Annotated in this window: 16 protein-coding genes; 7 read left to right on the forward strand and 9 right to left on the reverse strand. The window is 55.6% G+C overall.

All coding sequences use genetic code 11. The features are described from left to right. Nucleotides 1–83: 83 nt before the first annotated feature. Nucleotides 84–1,817, forward strand: a complete 1,734-nt coding sequence (locus H7R58_RS13165; RefSeq protein ID WP_106927636.1) for a potassium/proton antiporter — start codon at nt 84–86, stop codon at nt 1,815–1,817. A 91-nt stretch (nt 1,818–1,908) separates the two neighbouring features. Here H7R58_RS13165 and dadX read toward each other — a convergent pair whose 3' ends face one another. Both dadX and H7R58_RS13175 read right to left on the reverse strand, forming a co-directional pair. Next, nucleotides 1,909–2,979, reverse strand: coding sequence for a catabolic alanine racemase DadX (dadX, locus tag H7R58_RS13170; protein WP_106927638.1), 1,071 nt, complete (start codon nt 2,977–2,979; stop codon nt 1,909–1,911). Between the two features lie 9 nt (nt 2,980–2,988). Beyond that, complete coding sequence (locus H7R58_RS13175) at nt 2,989–4,287, reverse strand: D-amino acid dehydrogenase (RefSeq protein ID WP_106927640.1); 1,299 nt, start codon at nt 4,285–4,287, stop codon at nt 2,989–2,991. A 325-nt stretch (nt 4,288–4,612) separates the two neighbouring features. On the opposite strand from H7R58_RS13175, the gene H7R58_RS13180 reads away from it, so the two are divergent. Then, nucleotides 4,613–6,145 (forward strand): SpoVR family protein, encoded by a 1,533-nt coding sequence (locus H7R58_RS13180; RefSeq protein WP_106927642.1) that lies wholly within the window; start codon nt 4,613–4,615, stop codon nt 6,143–6,145. 119 nt (nt 6,146–6,264) lie between these two features. Here the strand turns inward: H7R58_RS13180 and fadR are convergent, their stop codons facing one another. Beyond that, on the reverse strand, nt 6,265–6,984 hold the full coding sequence (gene fadR / locus H7R58_RS13185; RefSeq protein WP_106927644.1) for a fatty acid metabolism transcriptional regulator FadR: 720 nt from the start codon (nt 6,982–6,984) through the stop codon (nt 6,265–6,267). A gap of 212 nt (nt 6,985–7,196) precedes the next feature. On the opposite strand from fadR, the gene nhaB reads away from it, so the two are divergent. Both nhaB and dsbB read left to right on the forward strand, forming a co-directional pair. Beyond that, nucleotides 7,197–8,750, forward strand: a complete 1,554-nt coding sequence (gene nhaB / locus H7R58_RS13190) for a Na(+)/H(+) antiporter NhaB (RefSeq protein ID WP_182930438.1) — start codon at nt 7,197–7,199, stop codon at nt 8,748–8,750. A gap of 137 nt (nt 8,751–8,887) precedes the next feature. Next, a complete protein-coding gene (dsbB, locus tag H7R58_RS13195) occupies nt 8,888–9,418 on the forward strand; it encodes a disulfide bond formation protein DsbB (RefSeq protein ID WP_106927649.1) in 531 nt (176 codons plus the stop codon). Nucleotides 9,419–9,684: 266 nt separating this feature from the next. Here dsbB and H7R58_RS13200 read toward each other — a convergent pair whose 3' ends face one another. The 3 genes from H7R58_RS13200 to H7R58_RS13210 all read right to left on the reverse strand — a co-directional run bounded on the left by H7R58_RS13200 (nt 9,685) and on the right by H7R58_RS13210 (nt 11,220). Then, a complete protein-coding gene (locus tag H7R58_RS13200; protein WP_106927658.1) occupies nt 9,685–10,131 on the reverse strand; it encodes a YcgN family cysteine cluster protein in 447 nt (148 codons plus the stop codon). A gap of 93 nt (nt 10,132–10,224) precedes the next feature. Beyond that, nucleotides 10,225–10,884, reverse strand: a complete 660-nt coding sequence (locus tag H7R58_RS13205) for a fumarylacetoacetate hydrolase family protein (protein ID WP_182930437.1) — start codon at nt 10,882–10,884, stop codon at nt 10,225–10,227. A gap of 54 nt (nt 10,885–10,938) precedes the next feature. Continuing rightward, complete coding sequence (locus H7R58_RS13210) at nt 10,939–11,220, reverse strand: YcgL domain-containing protein (RefSeq protein WP_106927662.1); 282 nt, start codon at nt 11,218–11,220, stop codon at nt 10,939–10,941. A gap of 127 nt (nt 11,221–11,347) precedes the next feature. Here H7R58_RS13210 and minC point away from each other — a divergent pair, with 127 nt between their 5' ends. Genes minC through minE form a run of 3 tightly spaced genes read left to right on the forward strand, consistent with a single transcriptional unit; the run spans nt 11,348 to nt 13,164 of the window. Next, nucleotides 11,348–12,055 carry a septum site-determining protein MinC gene (minC, locus tag H7R58_RS13215; RefSeq protein WP_106927664.1) on the forward strand — a complete coding sequence of 236 codons (708 nt, stop codon included), beginning with the start codon at nt 11,348–11,350 and terminating at the stop codon, nt 12,053–12,055. A gap of 23 nt (nt 12,056–12,078) precedes the next feature. Further along, nucleotides 12,079–12,891, forward strand: coding sequence for a septum site-determining protein MinD (gene minD / locus H7R58_RS13220; protein WP_106927666.1), 813 nt, complete (start codon nt 12,079–12,081; stop codon nt 12,889–12,891). 3 nt (nt 12,892–12,894) lie between these two features. Then, nucleotides 12,895–13,164 carry a cell division topological specificity factor MinE gene (minE, locus tag H7R58_RS13225; RefSeq protein WP_035894584.1) on the forward strand — a complete coding sequence of 90 codons (270 nt, stop codon included), beginning with the start codon at nt 12,895–12,897 and terminating at the stop codon, nt 13,162–13,164. 134 nt (nt 13,165–13,298) lie between these two features. On the opposite strand, the gene rnd is transcribed toward minE, so the two are convergent. The 3 genes from rnd to H7R58_RS13240 form a co-directional block, all read right to left on the reverse strand. Then, nucleotides 13,299–14,414, reverse strand: a complete 1,116-nt coding sequence (rnd, locus tag H7R58_RS13230; protein ID WP_182930616.1) for a ribonuclease D — start codon at nt 14,412–14,414, stop codon at nt 13,299–13,301. A gap of 81 nt (nt 14,415–14,495) precedes the next feature. Then, nucleotides 14,496–16,181 carry a long-chain-fatty-acid--CoA ligase FadD gene (gene fadD, locus H7R58_RS13235; RefSeq protein WP_182930436.1) on the reverse strand — a complete coding sequence of 562 codons (1,686 nt, stop codon included), beginning with the start codon at nt 16,179–16,181 and terminating at the stop codon, nt 14,496–14,498. 207 nt (nt 16,182–16,388) lie between these two features. Then, nucleotides 16,389–16,970, reverse strand: a complete 582-nt coding sequence (locus H7R58_RS13240) for a Slp family lipoprotein (protein WP_106927905.1) — start codon at nt 16,968–16,970, stop codon at nt 16,389–16,391. Between the last annotated feature and the right edge of the window lie 30 nt (nt 16,971–17,000).

The following is a 17,000-nucleotide window of genomic DNA, read 5'->3' on the forward strand; positions in this document are numbered from 1 at the left end:
CACCGCTTATTAATCCAATGTTTGCGCCCTAAATATGGTAACGTTTTGTGACCAGCAAGCACGTTTAGGGGAGTACGTGAACATTGGACGCCACGGCAGTTATTAGTCTCTTTATTTTGGGTTCTGTCTTAGTAACCTGCAGTATTCTCTTAAGCTCATTTTCTTCCCGCCTCGGCATCCCGATTCTGGTTATCTTTTTAGCCATCGGCATGCTTGCCGGCGTTGACGGTATTGGCGGTATCCCGTTCGATAACTACCCTTTCGCGTATATGGTCAGCAACCTGGCGCTGGCGGTGATCCTGCTGGACGGCGGGATGCGCACCCAGGCCAGCTCGTTTCGCGTGGCGCTGGGTCCGGCCCTGTCGCTGGCGACCGTAGGGGTGCTGATCACTTCAGGCCTGACCGGCATGATGGCGGCCTGGCTGTTTAATCTGGATTTGATGGAAGGGCTGCTGATTGGCGCCATCGTCGGTTCAACCGATGCAGCGGCTGTGTTCTCGCTACTCGGCGGCAAAGGATTGAACGAGCGCGTGGGCTCGACGCTGGAAATTGAGTCCGGCAGCAATGACCCGATGGCGGTATTCCTGACCATCACCCTGATTGCCATGATCCAACAGCATGAAAGCGGCCTGAGCTGGATGTTCCTTGTGCATATTATCCAGCAGTTCGGCCTGGGAATTGTGATTGGTCTGGGCGGCGGCTACCTGCTGCTGCAAATGATCAACCGTATTGCCCTGCCCGCCGGGCTGTATCCGCTGCTCGCACTCAGCGGCGGGATCATGATTTTTGCCGTCACCACCTCACTCGACGGCAGCGGTATTCTGGCGGTGTACCTGTGCGGCTTCCTGCTGGGCAACCGGCCGATTCGTAACCGCTTCGGCATTCTGCAAAACTTTGATGGTCTGGCATGGTTGGCGCAAATCGGCATGTTCCTGGTTCTGGGGCTGCTGGTGACGCCGTCGGACCTGCTGCCCATTGCCGTTCCGGCGCTGCTGTTGTCTATCTGGATGATTTTTGTTGCCCGCCCGCTGTCGGTGTTCGCCGGGCTGCTACCGTTCCGCGGTTTTAACCTGCGCGAACGCACGTTCATCAGTTGGGTTGGCCTGCGCGGCGCGGTACCGATTATTCTCGCCGTGTTTCCGATGATGGCCGGGCTGGAAAACGCGCGGCTGTTCTTTAACGTTGCCTTCTTCGTGGTGCTGGTCTCGCTGCTGCTGCAGGGCACATCGCTGTCGTGGGCGGCGAAAAAAGCCAAAGTGGTGGTCCCGCCGGTCGGCTGGCCTATTTCACGCGTTGGGCTGGATATTCATCCGGAAAATCCGTGGGAACAGTTTGTGTATCAGCTCAGCGCCGAAAAATGGTGCGTCGGCGCGGCGTTGCGCGACCTGCATATGCCGCCAGAAACGCGCATTGCCGCCCTGTTTCGCGATAACGTCCTGTTGCATCCGACCGGCAGCACCCGGCTGCGGGAAAATGACATTCTCTGCGTGATTGGCCGCGAACGCGATCTGCCGTCGCTGGGTAAAATGTTCAGCCAGTCGCCGCCGGTCGCGCTCGATCAAAGCTTCTTTGGCGACTTTATTCTCGAAGCTCAGGCGAAATTTGCCGACGTGGCGCTGATTTATGGCCTCGACGGCGGCGAAGCATTTCGCGACAACCAGCAGTCGCTGGGCGAAATTGTCGAGCATCTGCTCGGGGCTGCACCGGTCGTCGGTGACCAGGTTGAGTTTGCCGGAATGGTGTGGACCGTGGCAGAGAAGGAAGAAAATCAGGTGCTGAAGGTGGGCGTGCGGGTAGCCGAGGAAGAATCCGAGTAGTGTGTTGTGCCGGAGGGCGCTGCGCTTATCCGGCCTGTCGTAAATCTGTAGACCCGGTGAGCAAAGCGCCACCGGGCTACGTGGCAAATGGTTACACTGTCACAACAGGTACACGCGGTGCCAGCGCGCACATGAGCTCGTAACCAACGGTGCCCGCGCTGGCGGCCACGTCATCAATCTTAATCTCCTGCCCCCACAGTTCTACCGCAGTACCAATTCCCGCCTGCGGGCACGGGGTTAAATCCACCGCCAGCATATCCATTGAAATCGCGCCAACTGTTCCCGTGCGAATACCGTCCACCAGCACCGGTGTGCCGTTCGCCGCGATACGCGGGTAGCCGTCGGCATAGCCGCAGGCAACAATCCCGATACGCTGCTCGCGGCTCGCCCGATAGCGGCTGCCGTAGCCCACCGCATCGCCCGCCCTCAGGTTCTGCACGCCGATAATCTGGCTGCTCAACGTCATCACTGGCTTCAGGCCGGTGTTGGCAATATCCTGCCACTGGCCGGAAGGTGATGCTCCGTACAGTACAATGCCCGGCCGCACCCAGTCGAAATGGGTTTCCGGGTGCCACATTGTCGCCGCAGAGTTGGCAAGCGAGCGCGGGCAGTCCAGCCCTTCTGCCGCCTGTTCAATGAGACGCATCGGTGCGGCGACGCCGTCGGTATTCTCCGCTTGCGCAAAGTGCGACATCAGCGTTATCGCCCCGACGTTGCTCATGCCACGCAGCTGCTGCCAGAGGCTGTTCACCCGCTCAGGCGCGAAACCAAGGCGATTCATCCCACTGTTGATTTTCAGATAAACATCAATCGGCGCGTGCAGGCGCGCGTTTTGCAACGCTTTAATTTGCCAGTTGCTGTGCACGCTGGTGGTCAGCCGGTATTTATCAAACAACGGCAGTTCGTCGGCGTGGAAAAATCCTTCCAGCAACAGAATCGGCCCTTTCCAGCCGCGCTCGCGCAGCAAAATGGCTTCTTCAAGGTTGAGCATGGCAAAGCCGTCGGTTTCCCGTAGGGCGTTCCACACCCGGTCCAGACCGTGGCCGTAGGCGTTGGCCTTGACCACCGACCAGACGCGAGCGCCGGCAGCGGCACGACGGGCAATGGCTAAGTTCTCTTTCAGCGCCTGCAGATCGATGCTGGCGAGCACGGGACGTGACATGCGTTCTCCTTAGTGGTGCGCACCATGCAAGTGCTGTGGGCGAGCGGGTGTAAAGCCCGGCGAGTAGCGCGCAACGCTGAGATCATCATAGGGTATCGCTGGCATTCTGCCAGACATCAAATCGCTCAGCAGCTGCCCCGAGCCACAGGACATGGTCCAGCCCAGCGTGCCGTGTCCGGTATTCAGCCACAGGTTTTTAAACGCCGTTTTGCCCACAATCGGCGTACCGTCCGGGGTCATCGGGCGCAGCCCGGTCCAGAAGATGGCGTCTTCCACGCGTCCGCCGCGCGGGAACAGATCGCCGACCACCATCTCCAGCGTCTCGCGACGTGGTGCCAGGAGTTCGGTGTTAAAACCAACGATCTCCGCCATGCCGCCCACGCGGATGCGGTTATCAAAACGGGTAATGGCAATTTTGTAGGTTTCATCGAGGATGGTTGACACCGGCGCCCCGCGCTCTTCGACGATGGGAATAGTCAACGAGTAGCCTTTGAGCGGGTAAACCGGAATATCCACCAGCCCTTTCAGCATGGCGGTTGAATAAGAACCAAAGGCCATCACGTAGGCATCGGCTTTGACCAGTTCATCGCCGCACTTCACGCCGACGATACGCTCACCGTCTTTAATCAGGCTATCAACCGGGGTATTAAAGCGGAAGGTCACGCCCGCCTGTTCAGCCATTTTTGCCAGCCGTTGGGTAAACAGCTGGCAGTCGCCGGTTTCATCGTTTGGCAGACGCAGGCCGCCGGTGAGTTTATGCGCCACGTCGGCCAGCGCCGGTTCGACCTCAGCCAGACGAGATGCTTCCAGCAGCTGATACGGGACGCCAGCCTCTTCCAGCACGGCGATATCGCGGGTGGCGTTCTCATACTGTTGGGCGGTGCGGAACAGCTGCAGGGTGCCGCCCTGGCGACCTTCATAGGCAATACCGGTGGTTTCACGCAGGGTCTTCAGGCAGTCGCGGCTGTATTCCGCCAGCCGCACCATGCGACCTTTGTTTTCCATGTAGTGGCGCGTGTCGCAGTTACGCAGCATTTGCCACATCCACTTTAACTGAAAACCGGTGCCGTCGAGGCGAATGGCCAGCGGCGCATGGCGCTGGAACATCCATTTAATCGCCTTTAGCGGTACGCCCGGCGCAGCCCACGGTGCCGCATAGCCCGGCGAGATCTGCCCGGCGTTTGCCGCGCTGGTTTCCAGCGCTGGACCCGCTTCGCGGTCAATCACCGTCACCTGATGCCCCGCCTGACTTAAATACCAGGCGCTGGTCACGCCCACCACGCCACTTCCCAGTATGACAATGTGCATAGCCACTCCAGTCCAGAATGAGTAAAAGAACAATCTTCTAATTACAAATTGATAACCCAGATGAAAATATTATTCAACATATGCTTTTTTTATGGTGACTTACCTCACAGAGCGCCCATACAGCGGGCCAGCGGAGAAATTGACATCTCATGCTGCCCGTTATTTTTTGTCAGCATAAAATCCTGCAAAGAGGCAAAATTATCGCCAGTAAAATGAATAAATCATTAAGTTTAGAAAGGACGGTTGTTACAGAATTTCTGCGGTGTTCTATTCTTGAAGTGAGGCTCTCCGCACAGAGAGAGTCGCCAACAATGAGGGCGCGCTAATGGCTACAATTGACTCGATGAATAAGGATACCACTCGTCTGAGCGATGGACCCGACTGGACGTTTTCGCTGCTGGAAACCTACCTGGCGGAAATTGACCGGGTGGCCAAACTATACCGGCTGGACACCTATCCGCATCAGATTGAAGTCATTACCTCTGAGCAGATGATGGACGCCTACTCGAGCGTCGGCATGCCGATTAACTACCCGCACTGGTCGTTTGGCAAAAAATTTATTGAAACCGAGCGCCAGTATAAGCACGGACAGCAGGGGCTGGCCTACGAAATCGTCATTAACTCTAACCCGTGTATCGCCTATCTGATGGAAGAGAACACCATCACCATGCAGGCGTTGGTTATGGCGCATGCCTGCTATGGCCACAACTCCTTCTTCAAAAACAACTATCTGTTCCGCAGCTGGACCGACGCCAGTTCGATAGTTGACTACCTGCTGTTTGCGCGCAAATACATCACCGAGTGCGAAGAGCGCTACGGGGTGGACGAGGTTGAGCGGCTGCTCGACTCGTGCCACGCGCTGATGAACTACGGCGTTGACCGCTACAAACGACCGTCAAAAATTTCGTTGCAGGAAGAAAAAGCACGGCAGAAAAGTCGCGAAGAGTATCTGCAAAGCCAGGTGAACACCCTGTGGCGTACGCTGCCAAAACGCGATGAGGAAAAAGCCGTTGAGTCCGCGCGCCGCTACCCCTCGGAACCGCAGGAAAACCTGCTGTACTTTATGGAGAAAAATGCCCCGCTGCTGGAGCCGTGGCAGCGCGAGATCCTGCGCATTGTGCGCAAGGTCAGCCAGTATTTTTACCCGCAGAAACAAACGCAGGTGATGAACGAAGGCTGGGCGACGTTCTGGCACTACACCATCCTTAACCACCTGTACGATGAAGGTAAGGTGACCGAGCGCTTTATGCTGGAGTTCCTGCACAGCCATACCAACGTAGTCTTCCAGCCGCCTTACAATAGCCCGTGGTACAGCGGCATTAACCCCTACGCGCTCGGCTTTGCGATGTTCCAGGACATCAAGCGCATTTGCCAGAACCCGACCGAAGAGGATAAATACTGGTTCCCGGATATCGCCGGTTCCGACTGGCTGACGACCCTGCACTTTGCGATGCGAGATTTCAAGGATGAGAGCTTTATCAGCCAATTCCTGTCACCGAAAATCATGCGCGACTTCCGCCTGTTTACCGTGCTGGATGACGATCGTAATAACTATCTGGAAATTTCGGCCATTCACAATGAGGAAGGGTATCGGGAAATTCGCAACCAGCTGTCCTCCCAGTACAACCTCAGCAACCTGGAGCCCAACATTCAGGTATGGAACGTCGACCTGCGCGGTGACCGTTCGCTGACGCTGCGCTACGTGCCGCACAACCGTGCGCCGCTCGATAAAGGCCGTAAAGAGGTGCTGAAGCACGTGCATCGTCTGTGGGGGTTTGATGTGCATCTGGAGCAGCAGAACGCGGATGGTAGCGTGGAGCTGCTGGAGCGTTGCCCGCCGCGGCCAAACGCATTGTAGCCTCTATCGTAGCCCGGACGAGGCGCGAAGCGCTGACTCCGGGAAGGCTTTCCCTTTCTGTTGTAAGCCGGATAAGCAAAGCGCCATCCGGCCTACAGGGAACAAAATCAGCGCACTGACTAGCGACTATGGATAGCTAAATCACCCGGCAGCGTTTTCTGCATGCGGTGCCAGATCTCGCCGCTCTCGTGCCCATAGCGGCGCACCGTTTCGTACACCTTCTCATGCTCGCCCTTCTCGCACAGCTCAATCAGCTTATGGTAGAAGCCCAGCCCCAGCGCGCGCGCTTCCGGGCTGGAGAAATAGTGGCGACCCAGACGGGTATACAGCCCTTTCATCCCGTTAAGGATAAGCCCATAAATAGGGTTGCCGGAGGCAAAAGCCAGGCCGCGGAACACGCTATAGTCGAGCTCGGCAAAGGCGTCGGCATAATCTTCCACTTCACGCGTTTTTGCCAGCACTTCCAGCGCCTTATCAGGATGCTGACGGAAAGCAGTACGAATGTAGATGGTTGCAATATTGGTGCGAACGGACAGCAGATTATCAATCAGCTGCGGCACGCTGTCATGATCGAGGCGCGCCAGCGTCTCCAGAATATTGAGCCCGGACGTTTCCCAGAAGTTATTCACCTTCGTGGGCTTACCGTGCTGAATTGTTAACCAGCCGTCTCGCGCCAGGCGTTGCAACACTTCACGTAAGGTGGTGCGGGTTACCCCAATTAATTCAGAGAGTTCGCGTTCAGCCGGAAGAATTGATCCTGGAGGAAAACGGTTATTCCAGATACTTTCGACGATGTATTCTTCAGCGAAACCCGCCGGGCTTTGCGCCTTAATGACCATAGTAAAAATTCCATTACACAGCGTTGCAATTACACTCATCATACCAGAGCCAACATAGCGCAGATAGCGGGACAACCTAATTAAAAAGGGATCGCCGTTTCATTTTTCACATTTCTTTTTAAGGACGGAAACGGCCCTTCCAGGGGGAATTCTGGCAGTTGCGCGCATTTAGTGGTAAAAAATGTCATCTTTTCAGGAGGAAGACGATTGTCATGGACATCTCTTACGGTCGCGCCTTGTGGCGCAACTTTTTAGGCCAGTCGCCTGACTGGTACAAGCTATTACTGCTGATTTTCCTGGTCATTAACCCGCTGGTCTTTTTAATCAATCCGTTTGTCGCCGGATGGCTGCTGGTTGGTGAGTTTATTTTCACGCTGGCGATGGCGCTGAAGTGCTATCCGTTAATACCCGGCGGCCTGCTGGCCATTGAAGCGGTGTTTGTCGGCATGACCTCGGCCGAGCATGTGCGAAATGAAGTCGCAGCCAACCTGGAAGTACTGCTGCTGCTGATCTTTATGGTTGCCGGCATCTACTTTATGAAGCAGCTGCTGCTGTTTATCTTTACCCGCCTGCTGCTGAGCATCCGCAGCAAGCGGCTGCTGTCGCTCGCGTTCTGCATGGCGGCTGCATTTCTGTCGGCTTTCCTCGATGCGTTGACCGTTGTGGCGGTGATCATCAGCGTGGCGGTCGGTTTTTACAGTATCTACCATCGGGTCGCCTCTTCTCGCCCGGACGATGACGATCTGCTCGACGACAGCCATATCGATAAACACAACCGCGAAGTGCTGGAGCAGTTCCGCGCTTTCCTGCGCAGCCTGATGATGCATGCGGGCGTGGGTACTGCACTCGGCGGCGTCATGACCATGGTCGGCGAGCCGCAAAACCTGATTATCGCTAAGGTGGCCGGCTGGCACTTTGGCGAATTCTTCCTGCGTATGTCACCGGTCACCGTTCCGGTGTTTTTCTGCGGGCTAATCACCTGCCTGCTGCTGGAGAAATTTAAAGCCTTTGGCTACGGCGCGGAGCTGCCAGAGCCGGTACGGAAAATCCTCCATGATTTTGACGTGCGCAGCAGCCAGCAGCGCAGCCGTCAGGAAACCCTGCGCCTGGTCGTGCAGGGGATTATCGGCGTCTGGCTGGTGCTGGCGCTGGCGCTGCACCTGGCGGAAGTCGGCCTGATTGGTCTGTCGGTGATTATCTTTGCCACCTCGTTTACCGGCATTACCGACGAGCACGCCATCGGCAAAGCCTTCACCGAAGCGCTGCCGTTCACCGCGCTGTTGACAGTATTTTTCGCGGTCGTGGCGGTCATCATTGACCAGCATTTGTTTGCACCTATTATCGACTTTGTGCTGCAAGCCTCACCTCACGCTCAGCGGTCGCTGTTCTATCTGTTTAACGGCCTGCTATCGTCGATTTCGGATAACGTATTCGTGGGCACCGTTTATATTAATGAAGCCAAAACGGCACTGGATAACGGCGCAATCGACCTGCGCCAGTTTGAGCTGCTGGCTGTGGCAATTAATACCGGGACAAACCTGCCATCGGTGGCGACGCCAAACGGCCAGGCCGCGTTCCTGTTCCTGTTGACGTCAGCGCTGGCGCCGCTCATTCGCTTGTCCTATGGTCGAATGGTGTGGATGGCGCTGCCTTATACGCTGGTCCTGACGCTCGTGGGCCTGCTGTGCGTCGAGTTTACTCTCCAGCCCGTTATCGACTGGATGATGAATAAAGGAATGTTGGTGCTTCCCGCAATAACCCACTAATATAGCTGCGCTTCTCAATGCCCACGGTTTTCCGTGGGCATTGAACTGCCATTTACGAATAATTGCGTATAGCCAGATGGCAGGGCTAACGTTTTCGTTTACACTGCTTTTTCAAAGCACGTTCCAGGGAAATGATTATGTTGCGATATTTAAACCAGAGCTCACGTGGCCGCAGTGCCTGGTTATTGCTGGCGTTAACCGCTTTTGCGCTTGAGTTGGTGGCATTATGGTTTCAGCATGTGATGCTATTAAAACCATGCGTACTGTGCATTTATGAGCGCTGTGCGCTGTTCGGCGTCATGGGCGCCGGTCTGGTAGGGGCGATTGCGCCGAAAAGCCCGCTGCGCTACGTCGCGCTGCTGATTTGGCTGTATAGTGCCTTCCGCGGTCTGCAGTTGGCCTGGGAACACACCATGATTCAGCTGCACCCGTCGCCGTTTATGACCTGCGATTTTATGGCCCGCTTCCCAAGCTGGCTGCCGCTGGATAAATGGCTACCGCAGGTGTTTGTGGCATCCGGCGACTGCGCCGTGCGCCAGTGGGAGTTCTTATCGCTGGAGATGCCTCAGTGGCTGGTCGGTATTTTCGCCGCTTACCTGATCGTGGCGCTGCTGGTGCTGATTGCCCAGCCGTTTAAACCCAAAAGACGCGATCTTTTCGGCCGTTAATCCTGAACGCTGCCAGCAGCATCGCCTTTGCGGTTGGCAGCGTGTTTACCACATCCCCGTCAGTGATCCAATCCCGTAGCCAGCCGCTAAAAGTAGCCCCCAACCACAGAGATTAATCATCACTGCCAGCATTAAAAGTTTTATGGAATTACGCATGATTATCCCTCTACCAATACCGATAAGTTATCTATCGGCACGGAGAAGGAATGACGTAGCGTTTTTATTAGCAGAATAATAAAACAGAGGATTCGCGAATAAATCCGGCTTTAGTCAGCCCATTCCGGCTTATTTAAAATATGATCCTGCCAGTCGCGTACTTCCGATTCTTTGACCGCAATATGGCGCACCGAAATACGCTCACCGTGCATCGCGGCTTTTGAACCGGTCAGCAGCGGGTGCCACGCTGGCAGCCCCTTTCCTTCCGCCAGCAAACGATAGGCACAGGTCATCGGGAGCCATTCAAAGGTGGGCAGATTGTCACGCGTGAGCTTAATACAGTCAGGCTCATACTCGAAACGACGTTCGTAGTTACGGCACTGGCAGGTTTTGATATTCAGCTGTTTGCAGGCGACGTTGGTGAAATAGATTTCATCGGTGTCTTCATCCATCAGCTTGTGCAGGCAGCACTGCCCGCAGCCATCGCACAGCGACTCCCATTCGGCGTCGGTCATTTCATCAAGGGTTTTGCTCTGCCAGAAAGGTAATTCGCTCATCGGGATGTCCACATCAAAAATCAGGTTGCACCTTATAACCAGTCTGGCACAGGGATGCAAGTTTTGCCGCCTAAAACAGGCGGCAAGCAGCCGTTACAATACGCGGGTGGCCAGCGACAGGCCGTTAAACAGCACCTCGAGCTCATCGCCCGCGTGCAGCGGGCCAACGCCTTCCGGCGTACCGGTGAGCACCACATCGCCCGGTTTCAGGGTAAAGAAACGGCTCATATAGGCAATCAGCGGCACGATTTTGTGAATCATATCGGCCGTGCTGCCCTGCTGACGCACTTCGCCGTTAATCTTCAGGCCCAGCGATGAATTCTGCGGATCGCCGGCGAAGTCAGCGACAGGAATGAAACCCGAGATCGGGCACGCGTTATCAAACCCTTTGGCCTTTTCCCACGGCTGCCCCGCTTTTTTCATTTTACCCTGAAGATCACGCAGCGTAAGGTCCAGCGCGACGCCGTAGCCCGCAATGGCCTGCTGGACGTGCTCCGGCGTAGCCTGGCGTAAGGTTGCGCCAATCAGCACCGCGAGCTCAACCTCATGGTGTACCGACCCAAGGCCCTGCGGCAAAATCAGCGGCTGGCGCAAATCGCACAGCGATGTTTCCGGTTTAATAAAGAGAACCGGCTCTTCCGGCGTCGCGCTGCCCATTTCCTGAATGTGTTTGGCGTAGTTACTGCCCACGCAAACAACTTTGCTCACCGGGTAATCCAGCAGAGCACCCTGCCAGTTATGATGCTGATACATGCTTTTCCCTTACTTGTTCGTCAACCAAGGACACACATCGGCCGCAGGCGCAGATTATTCGCCCTTATTTTGTGACTCAGCCAGATGCTGCTTTAACAGATTTTCAGGCGGCGGCGGGATCTGTAAATAATACCCCTGCTCTTTTAACGCCTGTTTTACCTTTTCCAGATCGGCATTGATCAGTTTCTTACGCCCATCCAGCGGCAGCAGCATTGCCAGCTGCGGCTGGCCGAAGCCCTGCATCAGTTCTTCAGGCACGCGAGAGAAATCGTCTTTTTTTTCGACATACAAATAGGTTTGATCACGTTTAGAACTACGATAAATCACACAAAACATACTTTATACTCGGAATTAGGACTGTGGTTACTTGCTTGAATATATTAGTGACTATAACATGACTGATAGTCTTCGGAATATCGCTGCGCATGACGCGGCGGTAAATAGCAAATTGAGTAAGGCCAGGATGTCAAACACGCCCATCGAACTTAAAGGCAGTAGCTTCACCTTATCTGTGGTCCATTTGCATGATGCAAGACCCGAGGTTATTCGTCAGGCGTTAGAAGACAAAGTCGCCCAGGCTCCGGCTTTTTTCCGTCACGCCCCGGTCGTGGTCAACGTCAGCAACCTTGAAGAGTTTACCCAATGGCGCGCAATCCAACAGGCAATCATGTCCGTTGGCCTGCGCATCGTGGGCGTCAGCGGCTGCAAGAACCCGCAGTTTAAAGCGGCCATTGACCAATCGGGTCTCCCTTTATTGACTGAAGGTAAAGAAAAAATCGCCCGCGCGATGCCCGTGGAGCAGCCTAAACCGGCAGAACCCGAGCCAATTGTTAGTCCGATCACAAAAACGCGAATGATTGATACCCCGGTACGTTCCGGTCAGCGCATTTATGCACCAAACTGTGATTTGATTGTGACAAGCCACGTCAGCGCGGGCGCAGAGCTTATCGCCGACGGGAACATTCACGTATATGGCATGATGCGTGGACGCGTTCTGGCAGGCGCCGGCGGAGACCGGGAAGCACAAGTATTTTGTACCCACCTGGCAGCGGAGCTGGTCTCCATTGCCGGGGAATATTGGCTGAGCGATCAGATCCCAGCCGAATTTTATGGCAAAGCGGCGCGCATGCGCTTAGGCGACGGCGCTTTGACTATTCAACCGTTAAATTAATCCCTTTTTAACAAGGAATTTCTATGGCACGCATTATTGTTGTGACTTCAGGTAAAGGGGGCGTGGGTAAGACCACCTCCAGCGCGGCCATCGCGACTGGTTTGGCGCAGAAGGGAAAGAAAACGGTCGTTATCGATTTTGATATCGGTCTGCGTAACCTTGACCTGATTATGGGCTGCGAACGTCGCGTAGTTTATGATTTCGTTAACGTTATTCAGGGTGATGCCACGCTGAATCAGGCATTAATCAAAGATAAACGTACCGATAATCTTTATATCCTGCCGGCGTCCCAGACGCGCGATAAAGATGCGTTGACCCGCGAAGGCGTCGAGAAAGTGCTCGACGAGCTGAAAAAGATGGAGTTCGACTTCGTGGTCTGCGACTCCCCTGCCGGTATCGAAACCGGCGCGCTGATGGCGCTGTACTTCGCTGACGAAGCTATCATTACCACCAACCCGGAAGTGTCCTCGGTACGTGACTCCGACCGCATTCTGGGCATTCTGGCGTCGAAATCCCGCCGCGCCGAAAATGGTGAAGAACCGATTAAAGAACACCTGCTGCTGACGCGCTACAATCCAGGCCGCGTAAGCAAAGGCGATATGCTGAGCATGGAAGATGTGCTGGAAATTCTGCGCATCAAACTGGTTGGCGTCATTCCGGAAGATCAGTCCGTACTGCGTGCATCAAACCAGGGCGAACCGGTTATCCTGGATACCGTGTCTGATGCAGGCAAAGCCTACGCCGACACCGTGGATCGTCTGTTGGGAGAAGAACGTCCTTTCCGCTTCATTGAAGAAGAGAAGAAAGGTTTCCTCAAACGCCTGTTCGGAGGATAACTCATGGCATTACTCGACTTTTTTCTCTCACGGAAAAAGAATACCGCCAACATTGCTAAAGAACGTCTGCAAATCATTGTCGCGGAACGCCGCCGCAGCGATGCAGAACCGCACTATCTGCCGCAGTTAAGGAAGGATATTCTGGAAGTGATTTGCAGGTACGTGCAGATTGACCCAGAAATGGTCACGGTGCAGTTAGAGCAAAAAGACGGGGATATTTCGATTCTGGAACTCAACGTCACGCTACCGGAAGCAGAAGAGTCAAAATCCTGACTTTCGGCGGTGTAAAAAAAGGCGCTAGTGATAGCGCTTTTTTTGTGTCTGCCATTTGAGGATAAGGCGTCGTGGAGACCTGATAAGCGCAGCGCCATCAGGCATGCCCCGAGCAGGTTGCCGGATGGCGGTCGTTAGCGCGGGTATTCCGCCAGCAGTTTATCTAACGCGCCAGAAAGCAGCTCACCTCGCCAGCCGGAAATCATTTCCGGGGCGGTAGTGCGCGGCTTCAGCTGCCAATGCCAGTTAAGCAACTGGTTAATCTGCCGACGTGAGGCCAGCATCTCCGCGCTGACGTCGTTCGCCTGCCCGACTTCCTGCACCAGCGCTTTGATCTCTTTAAACGCTTTACGGTAGCCCGGCATATCCATCAGGTTGAGCAACGGCTCCGGCAGCGCATCATCAGGCAGCGCCTGTGCCTTAGCAACCATGCTAATCAGCGCCTTACCGTGGAAGCGAATTTCGCTCCCCGATAGCCCAAGGCTGTCGAGCTCGCCGAGGCTGCCCGGCATATAGCGCGCCACGCTCCACAAATGCTCTTCACGAACCACAAAGTTCACCGCCATGTCACGATCGCGAGCTTTGCGCAAACGCCATTCGGCCAGCAGCTGCAGGCAGGCAAGCTGGCGGGTACGCAGCTGCCAGGCGTTGGTGATATCACGCCATGCGTCGCACGGGTCGGTCACTTCCTGGCGGCGCTGCTGCATCAGTTGGCACTCATCAAGCGCCCAAGCCAGACGCCCCGCCTGTTCGGTTTCCGCCATCAGCTTATGGGCGATAGGCAGCAAATACCAGACGTCCGCCGCCGCGTAGTCACACTGACGCGACGTCAGCGGACGTGCCAGCCAGTCGGTGCGCGATTCGCTTTTATCGAGCTCAACGCCGGAGTACTCCGCCACCATTGCCGCAAAGCCCCAGGACATCGGGCGACCGCAGAACGCGGCAAGCACCTGGGTATCAATCAGCGGCTGCGGCATCGCACCGAAGACATTCATAAAGACTTCTAAATCTTCACTACCGGCATGCAGGAACTTAGTAATGTTGCGATCCTGCATAATCGCCTGCAGCGGCGACCAGTCGGTGATATTCAGAGGATCAATCAGCGCCGTGCGCTCACCGTCGAAAAGCTGAATCAGGCCCAGCTGCGGATAATAGGTGCGGGTGCGGACAAACTCGGTATCCAGCGCGACGGAGGAGGTCTGACGCACCGCATCGCACAGAGTGCGGAGCGCGTCGTTGGTGGTGATCATCTGATAGTTCAAATCTTACTCTCTTAGATTGCGCCAAAAAAAACGCCAGCGGAGCTGGCGTCTGGCATCGTAACGCGTAACTTATGCCTTATTGTCTACTTTGGCACGCGCTTCGTCACGTAATTCTCGTCGCAAAATTTTTCCGACGTTCGATTTTGGCAATTCCTCGCGGAATTCCACCAGCTTCGGTACTTTGTAGCCGGTCAGCTGGCGGCGGCAGAAGGTGATCAGCGCTTCTTCGGTCAGACTCGGGTCCTTTTTCACCACGAAAATTTTCACCGCTTCCCCACTGTTGCCTGACGGCACGCCGACCGCAGCCACCTCCAGAACGCCGGAGTGCTGCATCACCACGTCCTCAATTTCATTCGGGTAGACGTTAAATCCCGACACCAGAATCATATCTTTTTTACGGTCAACGATACGCAGGAAGCCTTCGTCATCCATCACCGCAATATCACCGGTATGCAGCCAGCCGTCTTTGATGATTTCAGCGGTTGCATCAGGACGCTGCCAGTAGCCTTCCATCACCTGCGGCCCCTTCACGCACAGTTCCCCCGGCTGGCCGGCGGGCACTTCGTTATCGTCATCATCCACCAGCTTCACGTCGGTAGACGGCACCGGCAGACCGATGCTGCCGCTGTGGTAATCGATATCGTGCGGGTTGACGCTCACCAGCGGCGCGCATTCGGTCAGGCCGTAGCCTTCCAGCAGATACTGGCCGGTCAGCTTCACCCAACGCTCGGCGACCGCGTGGTTTACCGGCATTCCGCCGCCGGCGGACAGATGCAGCGAGGAGAAGTCAAGCTGCTGGAACTCTTTGTTATTCAGCAGCGCATTGAACAGGGTGTTAACCCCGGTCATCGCGGTAAACGGATATTTCGCCAGCTCTTTCACCAGCCCGGGAATGTCGCGCGGGTTGGTGATGAGGATATTCTTGCCACCCAGCTCGATAAACAGCAGGCAGTTCATGGTCAGCGCGAAGATGTGATACAGCGGCAGCGCGGTGATCACCACCTCTTTGCCTTCATGCAGCAGCGGCCCGTAAGTGGCCTTTACCTGCTCGAGGTTAGCCAGCATGTTACGGTGCGTCAGCATCGCGCCCTTCGCCACGCCGGTGGTGCCGCCGGTATATTGCAGGAAAGCAATATCATCGGCCGTCACTTCGGGCTTAACATACTGCAGCCGGTAGCCCGCGTGCAGCGCGCGGCGAAACGAAATCGCGTCCGGCAGATGGTACTTCGGCACCAGGCGCTTAATGTACTTGACCACGAAGTTCACCAGCGTGCCCTTAGCGGTCGACAGCTGATCGCCCATTCGGGTCAGGATCACATGCTTCACCTGGGTATTCTCAACCACTTTTTCCAGCGTATGGGCAAAGTTGGAGACAATCACGATGGCCTGTGCGCCGCTGTCGTTCAGCTGATGCTCCAGCTCGCGCGGGGTATACAGCGGGTTAACGTTTACGACAATCATCCCGGCGCGCAGAATGCCAAACAGCGCCACCGGATATTGCAGCAGGTTCGGCATCATCAGCGCGACGCGATCGCCCTGTTTGAGGCCCAGCCCCTGCTGGAGGTAAGCGGCAAAGGCGCGGCTGCGCTCTTCGAGCTTACGGAAGGTCATGACTTCGCCCATATTCACGAAGCCAGGCTGGTCGGCGAAGCGCGTCGCCGAATGTTCAAACAGTTCCACCAGGGATTGATAACGGTCAGGATTGATCTCTGCCGGGACATCGGCAGGATAACGGTTGAGCCAAACCTTTTTCAAAGCATCACCTCTAAAATACGTATTCGTCGTCATCGCAACCCCAAACGGTAAACTTTCGTTAACATAATATTAACTCAGCGTACCAGTTTAAGAATTAATCGGAATTAAGGTTGCGAAGCGCGTCACTCTTTATTTTTTTTATATCCATTACAACGAAGAAACAGCGGACTAGCCGCTGTTTCTTTTTTGACGGTTTGACCGCAAAAATTATTCCGTTACGACGTTACGTACTTCAGCCGGGCCGGGGTTATACCAGCCCCAACCGCCGTAGCCGTAGTTCCAGGGGTGCGGGCCAAAGACCCACGGGTCGATAGGCTGCGGCGGCATCACCACCTGCTGGGTCACGCGCCAGCGTTTATAGCCGGTGACCTGAACGTGAAGGAAATTGTACTTTGTGGTGCCCACTTTGCCCTCAACGGTGCCGACAATCGGCCCGACGACCGTCACCAGCTGGCTGCGGAAATCCACCGGGTCGAGGAAACCGTTAACGTCGGCGTAAATACGCCCACGCGAGGCTTCGCCCAGAATAGGCCGCGCGCCGCTATCCAGCGGTACCGTGGCGATTTCCAGGCGGGTATGGCCCTGCTGATTTTCAATCCCCACCACCGTACCGCCAAAGCGGGACTCCTGCCCGACGTACAGCTGTGGTGCCGCCATCACCCGAACCAGATCCTGCTGCGGCGTAGGGCTGCTGCCCTGTATGGCATCCGGCACGCTGACGCAACCGCTTAACGCTACGGCGATAAGCCCGGCAATGGCGCCACGAACGATGAATTTTTTACCTGCCATGATGCTGCTCCCGATCTCAATATTCACTTA

Source organism: Klebsiella sp. WP4-W18-ESBL-05, from assembly GCF_014169075.1.
GTDB lineage: Bacteria > Pseudomonadota > Gammaproteobacteria > Enterobacterales > Enterobacteriaceae > Kluyvera > Kluyvera ascorbata_B.